Genomic DNA, 12,462 nt, shown 5'->3' with positions numbered 1-12,462 from the left:
GGATGCGGAACCAGCCTGATTTGCTGGGCCAAGGCGCCTTCATCTGCGGCCAGCCAGCGCTGCCCCCTCCAGCTTGTCGGGCATCCGGTACAGGTGTGGATCGAGCTGTGAGGGGTCTGCCTCATGGAATTCGTCGACGGACCACCACCGGATCGACCGGAGCTCCGCCGGGTCCGCCTGACGGCTCAAGGCGACTATCAGCGGCGCGTCGGCTCGCCGATCACCCCCGCCAAGGCCGCGCCGCTCGAGCTATTCCTTCACTCGGGCTTCGGGGACGTGGACGCGACCGGCGGCGACAGCGCCGACGAGGACCGGATCGGCTCGGCGAGCACGCGCGAAGAGATCATCGCATTCGGCGGCATCGACGTCGGTGAGTTCCGCCGGGTACTGGCGCACACCGACACGGACTTCGACGAGGAGGTCTACCACAAGGTGAAGTTCCGCGTGACGAGCGGTCAGGTCACCGGAGGATGGAGCACCCTCGAGTTCAGCCCGGTCTCGACCATCGGCTGGTGACCGGCGGCTGCACTCCGAGGTTCCAGAGAGCCGCGTGATGGGTCCCATAATGCCAGCCGTGGGGTCCCATCAGCCCGTCCAGGGGGCGGTCGCTCTGTATCACGCCGGGGGCCACGCCCACCTAGGGAGGGTGACCCTCGCCGCTGGACGACCGAGTCGCCTCCTCGTGGTTGCCGGGGCGGGATACGGCAAGTCTGCGCTGCTGGAGGCCGATCGTCCCGAGGGCGGGGTGGTGAGGGCAGCCACCGACGTCCGGCACCGGGGCCTGCCACCGGGGATCCCGTGGGTCGGTGTCGACGACTTCGACGAGCTGACGACGGATGGGCAGGCGGACGTGCTCCGGATGCTCACCGCCGGGCCCGACCTGGGTTTTGGCATCGCGTCGCGGACCCCGATCCCTGCGCAGGTGCGCAGCAGCCTGCGGGTCCAGGTCCACGACCGGGGGCCGGTCGATCTGGCCTTGGCCGCCTATCGCATTGTGGCGCTCCTCGCCGAGGAATACTCGGTGACCGATCCGGAGGCCGCCGTCGCGGTGCGAGACCTGACCGCCGGCTGGGCCGCCCTGGTGCACTTCGCGGGTGATGCCCTGCGCCGTGACCCCGGCGTGGACCTGGCCGCCGCGCTGTCGCAGCCGGGCTCGGCTGCCGCGATCTGGATCGCGTCGAACGTGCTCGGTGGGCTCCCGCCCGAGGTCCTGGCCGTGCTCGGCGTGCTGGCCGGTCTCGGTCCCGTGAGCCAACGCTGCTGGGATGCGGTGGCCATCGCATCCGGGTCGCATCTTGCCCAGCCCCCGGGAGTCGTCGAGTCGCTTCGTCAGATCGGCCTGCTCGTCCCGCGGCGTGCAGCTGGGACGACCGACGAGCTGGTCGTCGTGCCGGCCGTGTCCGCCGTCCTCGCCCAGCTGCGCGGCGGCACCACGCAGGATACGACGGCACTGCTCGCAGCGGCGGCCGCGCACGAGAGTGAGGGTGACTGGTTCCCGGCCGCGCAGGCCCACGCCCTGGCGGGTCAGGCCCGCGCGGCCGCACGGCTCGTCACGGACCACGGTGAGGCCATGCTTCGCGGGGGCCAGGCGGTTGGAGTCGTTGCGCTCCTTGACGGGCAGGATCCGGTTGACGGACCCGAGTCGCTGCAACGGATCCATGCCGATGCCCTGCGCATGTCCGGCGAGCTGGCAGCCGCCCGACGGGCCTTCGACCCGTTGGCCCGTCGGGCCGACCGCCAGGGCTGGTCGGCGGCTCTGGCGACGCGGGTCGCCTCGCTGCACTACTCACGTGGGGACTTCGCCGATGCGCTCGAGGTCCTCGACCGGGTTTCGGTCGCGCCGGCTGAGGCATGCGTTGAGGACGAGGTCGGCTGGCTGGCCCGCCGCGTCGACGTCCTGTGGATGCTGGGGCGGACCACGGAGGCCGGCCTCGACGCTGCTCGCGCGCTGGATCGGGCCGCGCGATCCGGATCCACGGATGCCCTTGCTCTGGGTCATCTGGCGGCGGCGCGGACCAGCACCGGCGCGCTGAGGGAAGCCCATCACCACGACGCCCTGCGAGCGGCCCTGACGACCGGCGACGCCGTCACCGCGGCGCGGGTCATGTCGGCCCAGACGCATCTGCTGCTGGCCTCGGCCAGGTATCGCGAGGCCTGTGTCATCGCCCGCGAGGCGCTGCGGATGGCAGAGCTGTCCAGTCCGACCGGACTGCGGGCGGTCACCCTGCACAACCTCGGCGAGGCACTGACCCGAGTCGGCGAGTTCGACGAGGCGAAGTGGCACCTGGATCGATCCATCGTGCACTGTCGCCGCCTCGGACCGGGCCGTACTGCGATGGGCCTGCTCGGCCTCGCGGAGATTCATCGAGAGCTGCATCACGAGGAGCAGGGGCGGGCGGCCTACCTCGAGGCCGTCGCCCTGGCCCGCGACTCGGGCGACCTGCAGGTGCTCGTCCCTGCTCTGGCCGGTCTCGCCAGGCTGACGGTCGAGCTGTCTCCTGACGCGGCCAGGTCGGCGGCGACGGAGGCCGAGCAGATCGCCACGCCTGACCTCCTACCCGTGGCGATGACCGCGCGAGGCTGGGTGGCCTTGGCGCGTGGTGACCTGATCGAGGCTGCCCAGCACGCCGCCCGGGGGGTCGCATCCGCACGCGCCGCCCAGACCGTCGATCTCCTCGCCGAGGCCCTGGAGCTGGCAGGGGAGTCTGCGGGCGATCCACGTGATGCCCGCATCGCGCTCCAGGAGGCGCTCTCGCTCTGGGATGAGGGCGGCGCAGCTCCGGCCGTGGCTCGGGTCGAGGTCCTCCTCGGTCGCCTCCCGGGTGCGGACGGCGCGGACCGATCCCGGGCTCGTGAGGCGGGCCGGAAGCTGCAGCGACTCGGCATCCTGCGCGTGCACGGCCATCCGGTGACAGCGGATCGCGGTGCCGCGGCGGCGGTGGCCATCGACGTCCTCGGCCCGTTCAGGGTGAGCGTCAACCAGATGGAGGTGCCGCTGCCTGCCTGGCGCTCACGCCAGGCCCGGACCCTCGTCAAGATCCTTGCTGCGCGCCGCGGTCGGGTGGTGACTCGCGGCCGGCTGTGCGAGCTCCTCTGGCCGGACGACGACCCCGCGCGGACCGGCCACCGCCTCTCCGTCCTGCTCGCCACCGTCCGGGGGGTCCTCGACCCGGGCAAGTGCTGGCCGCCCGACCGCTACATCGCGGCGGGCCAGACCGGAGTCCGCCTCGATCTGTCGCGCGTGGCGCTGGATGCGGACGCGCTCATCCGGGACGCGGCCTATGCCGCCGAGCTCGTCGAGGCAGGAGACGGTGATCGAGCCCGGGAGATCCTCACGAGCATTGACACGAGATACGGCGGCGATGCCTTCGAGGATGAGCCTGCCGAGCAGTGGGCCGACGGCCTGCGGGAAGAGGCCCGGTCAGCGTGGGTGCGCTCGGTGCGCAGTCTCGCCCTGCTGCACGGGCGCGCAGGTCGCGGTGGCGAGGCAGTCGGGCTGCTCATGCGTCTGCTCATCGTCGACCCATACGACGAGCGGGTGCACCGCAGGCTCGTCACGAGCCTGTCGCGATCGGGACGCCACGGTGAGGCCCGTCGGGCCTTCGAGCGGTGGGTCGAGGCGATGTCCGCCATCGACGCACCCCTGCCCGACGCGGCGGTGCTGGGGGTAGTGCAGGCGCCAGCACACGGCCCTTCCGTTCTGATCCCATGATGACGCCACCCTGACACTCTGAGTCACTGCACAGGCAGCACCGGTCAACAGGCCGGACCACCAGAAGCAAGGAATCACGATGTCGCACAGATCATTCCGCGTCACTGCCCTCGCCACGTCGGCCGCGATGGCGGGTCTGTTTGCCGCCAGCACGGTTGCCGGCGCGGCTCCTGGGGCCGAGCCCGACCCGAGCGCGGACGTCGCGTCCGCCTGGTGTTCGCCGTTCGTCGGCAACCGCATCATGGGTGGGCCAGGTGACGACGAGATCATCGGCACACCGGGACGGGACATCATCGATGGACTCGGCGGGCACGACACCATCCATGGCGGGCAGGGCAACGACGTCATCCTCGGCGGCGCAGGCCACGACGAGCTCTACGGCGACCGCGGGGACGACTGCGTCGTGGGCGGTCCAGGTCACGATGTGACCCACGGTGGAACCGGGCGCATCGACTACTTCGGGACCGACGACTTCCACGAGGTCGAGGCCCGCTACGACTACTGAGGACCCATCACGAATGTTCGCACCATCACCGGGACTTCGCCGGAGCCGTTGTGGGGACGAGTTGCTGGCCGTCGCGCACGATGTCCCCGACCAGGTGCAGCCGCCCTGCAACGACCGGTGGCCCGGGAGCACAGCGGGACAACCTGTCGCGACCAGGCCAATCCTCCTCAGCTCAGACGCGTCATCATCAGTCGTATCAACCATTCGCGTACGGGACGCGCTCGCGCGTCCATCGGGAGCTTGAGGAGGTCCCGATGCCCATCGTAGGAGGATGGACATCCATCGGGAGCAGGGATCTATCCCGAGCTGGCCCGGCTGGAGGCCAAGGGCTTTGTCCGGCACCGTGTGGTCGACGGGCTGGGGCCGCGCGACACCAAGCGCTACTCGATCACCGCGGCCGGCAAGCGAACGCTGATCGCTTGGGCGACCTCCCCTGCTCCCCCGCAGACAACACGCGACGAGGTCTTGCTGCGGCTCTACTCGCTGTGGCTCGCGGACCGACAGGAGGCGCGGTCGCTCGTCGCTACCGAGAGAGAAGCACCGTGCCGCGCTCGCCGAGTACCAGCAGTTCGCCGCCGAGATGAACGAGTCCGGTCCGGCCGGCCGACCCGAGCATGCCGCTGTTCCACGACTACGCCAGCGTGCAGCGCGGCCTGTCGTTCGAGCAGCATCGCCTGATGCAAACTGGCTTCTCAACGAGCTCGACCCGCAGGAGAAGACGTAGACGACGAGGCGACCACCCCGGGCCGCCCGTCAGCCCTCGACTCGGGCGGTGCGCGGGGCGGGCACCATCAGGACCGGCACCGGCACCGATCGCAGGATCTTGGACGCCCGGGACCCGAGGAAGAGCCGGGTGGCCAGGGCGGCCGAGCTCGGGCCGAGCACCAGCAGGTCACCGTCTGCCCAGGGCACATCCGAGATCGCCTTGCTCCAGGAGGCACCCACACCGACTGCGAGCGAACAGGCGAGCCGGTCCAGGGCGGCATCCACCGCACCCAGCTGTGTCTCGAGAGCGGCCTTCGTGCGAGCCACCCACTCGTCGACGACCAGATCGTCCGCGGACTCCTCGATGGTCCCGTAGAACCTCTTGGGCGGTCGGGCCAGGAAAGAGACGGCTCGTAGGTCCGCGCCGACGGACTCGGCAAACTGCGCGCCCACGGCGACCAGGCGCGCATCACCCGAGGACCCTCCGTAGCCGATGCTGACCCGGCGGATGCGCGAGGTCGGCCCCGAGCGAAACCCGCGCGGGGCGAGCAGCACCGGCAGCGGCGCCGTGTGCACGAGCCGGTCGATGATGCTGCCGAGCGAGATCCGGCCGAGGGACCCCTTGCTCGAGGAGCCGAGGACCATGGCCGACGCGTCAGCGTCCGCAGCCGACTCGAGGAGCCCTGCGGGGATGGACGATGCCTGACGCACCTCGAAGGTCGCCTCGACGTCCTGTGGGAGGGTGACTCTGGCCCTGTCGAGGACGGACTCGCCCCATTCCCTGAGCGGCGCGACGTAGTCGCCGTCGACGAGGTCCGATACTCCGGCGACGTTCGGGGTCGCGATGACGACGGTCACGACCAGCGGCTCACCTGTGGAACGCGCCAGCACGGCCGCCAGCTCAAGGGCCGAGAGTCCGCTCTCCTGCGTGGTGTAGCCGACGACGATCGTCATGGCTCATACCGGCGCCACGAGCGAGGCGGCCTCGACATGCGTGACCGGCACGCCCAGCTCACCCGCGCGGTCGACGACCTCGAAGCGCTGCCACACCGACTCCGACGCGGGAAGGGTCACGACGAGGATCTGGTCGGGGTGGAACTCCTGCACGGCAGCCTGGAGCGCGCGCAGCGGACGGTAGTCGCCGAGACTGCCCGAGGCGTCGAGGTGTTGTGCCGAGAGGGCTGCGAGTGTCCTGTCCAGCCGCGCCTGCGCGGCCTCGACCGTCGCATCCCGTACCGATACCGCGCCGTGGGTCCACGCGGTCCCCGTCTCCACCGGGCTGGCCGGCACGCAGACGTAGTACCTCGCCTTGCCCGTTGCGTCGATCCGCTTCAGCTCGTCGAGCAGCTCGCCGGCTTCCAGGGTCTGGTTGGCCAGGACGAGCACGCGACGCGCCTCGCCGGTCGGCTCGGGGGTGAGCCTCTCCGGTAGCCGGGCGATCCGGGCCCTGTTGAGCAAGAAGAGGACGATGACCACGGCCCACGACAACAGGCTCAGGATCAGCTGGATCCGCACGTCCTCGGTCAGTCCCATCTGGAGCAGGACGAGGACGATGCCCAGGACCGTGATCCCCGAGAGCAAGGGGAAGAACCACATCTTCACCTTGAGCGTCGAGCTGTCCGCTCGAGCGCGCAGGACGATCTGGGAGATGGCGATCAGCAGGTAGACGAACAGGATGACGGCACCGGATGAGTTGAGCAGGAAGGAGAACACGGTGTCCGGCGAGATGGCCGCCATGATCACGGCCAGGAATCCGACGACCGACGAGGCCAGGATGGCGACCATCGGCACGCCGCGGCGGTTGACCGACACCATCGACGCGGGCGCCTCGCGGCGGGCAGCGAGGACGAACAGCATCCGGGAGGCGGTGTAGAGGCCGGAGTTGAGGCAGGACAGGACGGCGGTCAGGACGACCGCGTTCATCAGGTCGTCGGCGTACGGGATGCCCATCTGCTTGAACGCCGCGACGTATGGCGAGGCCTGGAGCTCGGGCGAGTTCCAGGGCAGGATGACGGCCAGCAGGAAGATCGAGCCGACGAAGAAGATCGCGATGCGGGTGATGACCGAGTTGGCGGCCTTGGCGACACCGCGCGCGGGATCGTCGGACTCGGCGGCTGCGATGGTCGCAATCTCCGCACCGACCATCGAGAAGATCACGGTGACGACTCCGGCGGTGATGGCCAACCCGCCGTTGGGGAAGAAGCCCCCGTGCGAGGTGAGGTTGCTGAAGTCCAGGCTTGCGTTGGGCCAGATCCCGAGGACGAAGAGCGTACCGCAGAAGAGGAAGACGATGATGGCGGCAACCTTGACGCCCGCGAACCAGAACTCGAACTCGCCGAAGGACGACACCGAGATGAGGTTCGTCCCCGTCATGAGGAGCATGAGGACAAGGCTCAGCAGCCAGGTCGGCACATCCGGGAGCCAGTAGTTGATGACCGTCGCTCCGGCGACTGCCTCGAACCCGACCACGATGACCCAGAAGTACCAGTACAGCCAGCCGACGGAGAAGCCGGCCCAGTCACCGAGTGCCTTGCGGGAGTAGTCGGCGAACGACCCCGTCGTCGGGTTTGCCACCGCCATCTCGGCGAGCATCCGCATGACCAGGATGATCAGGACTCCGCACAGCAAGTAGGTGAGGAACGCCCCCGGTCCGGTGTCGTGGATGACCGTGCCCGACCCGACGAACAGGCCCGCGCCGATGACGCCGCCCATCGCGATCATGGTCAGCTGACGCTGGTTGAGCGCCTTCTTCAGCTCGGGGCCGCCGCCGGCCACGTCAGGAACCCCCGTGCGCGATCAGCGAACGGTGCAGTGGCACTGAGCGAGACATGGGCAGCCCTCTCGATCGGTCGGACGCGGCGCACGGCCAACAGCGACGGGACCAAAATTAGCGTCCAGTCGCTCTCCCGTCCACAGCAACGTGCCTGAGAGCCCGGCGGAGCGGAACGCCGAAGCGAACGGCCACACCTGGTAGAGAACGACGAGCAGGCCAGCCGCGGGGCTCGGTCAGTCAGTCGTGGATGCCCTCGCGTCGTGCTTGGTCTTCCACAGGCTCGCCACTGTCGTGACGCCGAGGATGAGGATGATCGCGCCGAGGGAGACGGAGATCGGGATGTCGGGGACCGAGTGGACCGGCTGCCCGCCGTTGATGAACGGCAGGTTGTTCTCGTGCAGGGCATGCAGCATGAGCTTGACGCCGATGAAGCCGAGGAGGACCGCCAGGCCGATGCTGAGGTAGACGAGCCGCTTGAGCAGTCCGCCGATGAGGAAGTAGAGCTGGCGCAGCCCCATGAGCGCGAAGATGTTCGCAGTCAGGACGAGGAACGGCTCCTTCGTCAGGCCGAAGATCGCCGGGATGGAGTCGAGCGCGAAGAGCACGTCGGTCGTGCCGAGGGCGATGATGACGATGAACATCGGGGTGATCAGCCGCTTGCCGTTCTCGACGATCATCAGGCTCGTCCCGTGGAACTCCGTCGTCGCCGGGAACCGGCCCTCGACCCACTTGAGGATCCGGTTCTCCTCGAACTCGTCCTCCTCGTCGCCTCCCTTGGCGAGCTTGACGGCCGTATAGATGAGGAACGCACCGAAGATGTAGAAGACCCATGCGAACGCGTTGATGGCCGCCGCCCCGACCGCGATGAAGATGCCGCGCAGGATGATCGCGATGACGATGCCGGTCATGAGGGCCGACTGTTGCAGCCGGGCCGGTACCCGGAAGTTCTGCATGATGAGCAGGAAGACGAACAGGTTGTCGACCGACAGGGAGTACTCGGTCAGCCAGCCCGCGTAGAACTCGCCCGCGTACCTGCCCCCCCACTCATACCAGACGTAGAGCCCGAAGAGGATGGCGAGCGAGATGAAGAAGATGAGATGGCGCGTCACCTCGGCCATCGATGGCACGTGCGGTCGTCGGGCGATGACGAAGACGTCGACGAGGAGGAACACGGTCAACACGGCGATCGTGACGATCCAGCCCCAGGTGGGCACATTCATGAATGGAACCTTCCGGACACGGCAGCAGAGACCGGAGGTCTCTCCCGCCCAGAAGGCGGACCGACGGCCCGGGGCCGCGCGGCCGCGGGCCCCCGCCCCTGGTGGCCCGCACGGCGCTTGGGGGGTACTACCCGCCCGTGTCTTATGATCCTCTCATCCTCTCGTGGGCCGGCTCAAATCGGAGACCGCTGAGCGTCCAGCCTACGGACACACGTCCCTCAGTGGGTGGCGGCCGTCATCTGCCGCAGCTCCTTCTTCAGCTCGCCGATCTCGTCGCGCCGCCCCGCCCCCCCCAAGAAGTTCAGCAAGGCGGCGGCCGGGTGCATATTGGGGGTGAGCTCCAGGATTAGGGCGGCCAGGTCGGCCGCAGCCAGGTCGGCCGGACGCTTCGAACCGACAGCGCCGGCGACCCCGGCATCCGCGGCCACCGCGCCGCGGCCGGAGCCGGTCTTGCCGCGGGACTGTATGCGCCCCGACCCGATCAGCTCCTGCGTGTCCGCGTCCTCGCGCTGGAGCAGGTCGGTGATGTCGGCGATCCGCTTGCGCAGCGGCTGCGGGTCGATGCCCATCTCGGTGTTGTACGCGACCTGCTTCGCGCGGCGACGGTTCGTCTCGTCGAGCGCCTGTCGCATCGAGGGGGTGACCGCATCGGCATACATGTGGACCTGCCCGGAGACGTTCCGGGCCGCCCGGCCGATGGTCTGGATGAGGCTGCGGGTCGAGCGCAGGAAGCCCTCCTTGTCGGCGTCGAGGATCGAGACGAGAGAGACCTCGGGCAGGTCCAGGCCCTCGCGGAGCAGGTTGATGCCGACGAGGACGTCGAAGACACCGGTACGCAGCTCTCTGAGCAGCTCGACCCGCCGCAGCGTGTCGATGTCGCTGTGCAGGTAGCGCACCCGGATGCCCTTGTCGAGCAGGTAGTCGGTGAGGTCCTCGGCCATCTTCTTGGTCAACGTGGTGACGAGGACCCGCTCGTTGCGCTCGGTGCGCTCGCGGATCTCGTGCATGAGGTCGTCGATCTGGCCCTTCGTCGGCTTGAGCACGACCTCGGGGTCGACCAGGCCGGTGGGGCGGATGATCTGCTCCACCGGAACCCCGGACCTCGCGAGCTCGTAGTCGCCCGGGGTGGCGGACAGGTAGATCGTCTGGCCGATGCGCTCGAGGAACTCCTCCCACTTCAGCGGCCTGTTGTCCATCGCGCTCGGCAGCCGGAAGCCGTGCTCGACCAGCATCCGCTTGCGGGACATGTCGCCCTCGTACATCGCACCGATCTGCGGCACCGTCTGGTGCGACTCGTCGATGACGAGCAGGAAGTCCTCGGGGAAGTAGTCGAGCAGGCAGTTCGGCGCGGAGCCCGCCTCGCGACCGTCGATGTGCCGCGAGTAGTTCTCGATGCCGGAGCAGAAGCCGACCTGGCGCATCATCTCGATGTCGTAGGTCGTGCGCATCCGCAGACGCTGTGACTCGAGCAGCTTGCCCTGCCGGTCGAGCTCGGCGAGCCGCTGCTCCAGCTCGGACTCGATCCCGCCGATGGCCCGCTCCATCCGCTCGGGGCCCGCGACGTAGTGCGAGGCAGGGAAGACATACATCTCCTGCTCCTCGCGGACCACCTCTCCGGTGACCGGGTGCAGCGTGTAGATGCGCTCGATCTCGTCGCCGAAGAACTCGATGCGGATGGCCAGCTCCTCGTAGACCGGGATGATCTCGACCGTGTCGCCGCGCACGCGGAAGGTGCCCCGGGTGAAGGCGAGGTCGTTGCGGGTGTACTGCATCTCGACGAACCGTCGCAGCAGCTGGTCGCGGACGACCTCCTGCCCGACCTTGATCCGCGCCATCCGGTCGACGTACTCCTGCGGTGTGCCCAGACCGTAGATACACGACACGGAGGCGACGACGATGACGTCGCGCCGGGTCAGCAGCGAGTTCGTCGCCGAGTGCCGCAGCCGCTCGACCTCGTCGTTGACCGAGCTGTCCTTCTCGATGTAGGTGTCGGTCTGCGGGATGTAGGCCTCGGGCTGGTAGTAGTCGTAGTAGGAGACGAAGTACTCGACGGCGTTGTTGGGCAGCAGCTCACGGAACTCGTTGGCGAGCTGCGCGGCGAGCGTCTTGTTGGGCGCCATGACGAGGGTGGGCCGCTGCACCTGCTCGATGAGCCAGGCCGTCGTCGCGGACTTGCCGGTGCCGGTCGCGCCGAGCAGGACGACGTCGTGCTCGCCCGCCCGTACCCGCCGCGCCAGCTCCGCGATCGCCGACGGCTGGTCGCCGCTGGGCCGGTAGTCGGAGATGACCTCGAACGGGGCCACCGTGCGCTGTAGGTCGGTGGTCGGACGCATGCACCAACCGTAAACCTGCCGTACGACAGACACGCTCCAGTCCCGCCCTACTCCCCCACGTCCCGCTCACCCGGCGGCACCGGCGTCCAACCGGTCGCCGCGGCCCAGGCGTTGGCCCGCTCCCACGCCTGCTCGAACCACGGCTCCTTCGCCTCGGTGTAGACGTCGGTGCGCGGGTCCGCGGCGAGCAGCGCGCGCTTGTGAGCGGCATACGCCTCACGCTCGGCGGGCACCGCCCGCAGCCAGTCGCGGAAGAGCAGCGCGAAACGCCACCCGGGGGACCCGGTCTGCCGCACGTGCACGTGCACGACCTGCCCCGGGTCGCAACCGCCGTAGAACCGCTTGGCCCAGCCGGCCGGGGCGGCGCCAACCGGATGCGGCGTGTCCCCGAGGTTCCGCACGCTGAGCAGGTAGCCCGCGTCGCGCATGGCCGTCACGAACCAGGGCCGGTCGGCGTCTGCGAGCTGATCGAGCCCGACCTGCGCGTCGATGACGTCCTTGGCGACCAGCCCGGGCACCGCGGTCGAGCCGATGTGCCTCACCTCGCGGGCGACACCGGCCCGCTCGAGGGCCGTCGAGATGCGCGCGACGACGCGCGCACCGCGAGCGCCCCAGTCCGGCTCGGGGCTGACCACGGCGTCCCGTTCGGGACGAAGGGTCCGTATGCCGCGCACGAGGTTCGCGTTGTACGGCTCGAGCCGCTCACGCCAGAGGGCCTCGACGGCCGCGGTGAGCTGCTCGGGTGCGCCGGTGTTGTCGAGCCACACGTCGGCCGCGGCTCGGCGGTCGGCGTCGCCGGCCTGTGTGGCGATGCGGTGGCGCACGTCCGCCTCGTCGAGCCCGCGCTGCTCGACGAGGCGCCGCACCCGAGTCTCGACATCGACGTGCACGACGACCGCCAGGTGCTCCTGGACCCAGAGCCGACGCTCGACCAGCAGCGGCATGTCGAAGACGGTGACGGCCTCGGCGGGTGCGGCCGCTCGTCGCTGGGCGACCCGCGTCATGATGGCCCGCCCGGTGATCGCGTTGAGCGCGGCGAGCGCCTCGGGGTCGGGGAAGACGAGGGCGGCCAGCGCGGCCCGGTCGAGCGAGCCGTCGGCCCGGATCACGCTGCTGCCGAACCGGTCCCGGATCGCGTTCAGGGCCGGTTCACCCGGCTCGACAACCTCGCGGGCAACCTCGTCTGCGTCGATGACGACCGCGCCCAGCTCGGC

The 12,462-nt window shown here is 69.5% G+C and carries 8 protein-coding genes and 1 pseudogene; 4 read left to right on the top strand and 5 right to left on the bottom strand.

The features are described 5' to 3' along the window. Nucleotides 1-123 precede the first annotated feature (123 nt). The 4 genes and pseudogenes from L0H79_RS05440 to L0H79_RS22155 all read left to right on the top strand — a co-directional run. Nucleotides 124-516, top strand: coding sequence for a hypothetical protein (locus L0H79_RS05440; protein ID WP_301483547.1), 393 nt, complete (start codon nucleotides 124-126; stop codon nucleotides 514-516). A 130-nt stretch (nucleotides 517-646) separates the two neighbouring features. Then, entirely contained in the window at nucleotides 647-3,712 is a 3,066-nt protein-coding gene (locus L0H79_RS05435) for a BTAD domain-containing putative transcriptional regulator (RefSeq protein WP_301483546.1), read from the top strand. 79 nt (nucleotides 3,713-3,791) lie between these two features. Continuing rightward, nucleotides 3,792-4,217, top strand: a complete 426-nt coding sequence (locus tag L0H79_RS05430) for a calcium-binding protein (protein ID WP_301483545.1) — start codon at nucleotides 3,792-3,794, stop codon at nucleotides 4,215-4,217. 291 nt (nucleotides 4,218-4,508) lie between these two features. After that, nucleotides 4,509-4,895: pseudogene (locus L0H79_RS22155) on the top strand (PadR family transcriptional regulator); the annotation flags it as partial. Between the two features lie 75 nt (nucleotides 4,896-4,970). On the opposite strand, the gene L0H79_RS05425 reads toward L0H79_RS22155, so the two are convergent. The 5 genes from L0H79_RS05425 to coaE all read right to left on the bottom strand — a co-directional run. Next, nucleotides 4,971-5,876 (bottom strand): universal stress protein, encoded by a 906-nt coding sequence (locus L0H79_RS05425; protein WP_301483544.1) that lies wholly within the window; start codon nucleotides 5,874-5,876, stop codon nucleotides 4,971-4,973. A 3-nt stretch (nucleotides 5,877-5,879) separates the two neighbouring features. Beyond that, nucleotides 5,880-7,697: an amino acid permease gene (locus tag L0H79_RS05420; protein WP_301483543.1), complete on the bottom strand. Its 1,818-nt coding sequence runs from the start codon at nucleotides 7,695-7,697 to the stop codon at nucleotides 5,880-5,882. Between the two features lie 231 nt (nucleotides 7,698-7,928). After that, on the bottom strand, nucleotides 7,929-8,915 hold the full coding sequence (locus tag L0H79_RS05415) for a TerC family protein (protein WP_301483541.1): 987 nt from the start codon (nucleotides 8,913-8,915) through the stop codon (nucleotides 7,929-7,931). Nucleotides 8,916-9,133: 218 nt separating this feature from the next. After that, entirely contained in the window at nucleotides 9,134-11,248 is a 2,115-nt protein-coding gene (gene uvrB / locus L0H79_RS05410) for an excinuclease ABC subunit UvrB (protein ID WP_301483540.1), read from the bottom strand. Between the two features lie 47 nt (nucleotides 11,249-11,295). Then, a partial coding sequence (gene coaE / locus L0H79_RS05405; protein ID WP_301483539.1) for a dephospho-CoA kinase occupies nucleotides 11,296-12,462 on the bottom strand: 1,167 nt, incomplete at its 5' end.

Source organism: Intrasporangium sp. (assembly GCF_030452765.1).
In the GTDB taxonomy this organism is placed as follows: Bacteria; Actinomycetota; Actinomycetes; order Actinomycetales; family Dermatophilaceae; genus Intrasporangium_A.
Note: the sequence above shows the minus strand (reverse complement) of the source record. Positions and strands in the feature narration are given on the sequence as shown.

What these genes read in the sequence shown, in the direction of transcription:
- L0H79_RS05440 (WP_301483547.1), top strand. Translation starts at nt 124, where the DNA reads ATGGAATTCGTCGACGGACCACCACCGGATCGACCGGAGCTCCGCCGG.
- L0H79_RS05430 (WP_301483545.1), top strand. Translation starts at nt 3,792, where the DNA reads ATGTCGCACAGATCATTCCGCGTCACTGCCCTCGCCACGTCGGCCGCG.
- L0H79_RS05425 (WP_301483544.1), bottom strand. Translation starts at nt 5,876, where the DNA reads ATGACGATCGTCGTCGGCTACACCACGCAGGAGAGCGGACTCTCGGCC.
- L0H79_RS05415 (WP_301483541.1), bottom strand. Translation starts at nt 8,915, where the DNA reads ATGAATGTGCCCACCTGGGGCTGGATCGTCACGATCGCCGTGTTGACC.
- uvrB (WP_301483540.1), bottom strand. Translation starts at nt 11,248, where the DNA reads ATGCGTCCGACCACCGACCTACAGCGCACGGTGGCCCCGTTCGAGGTC.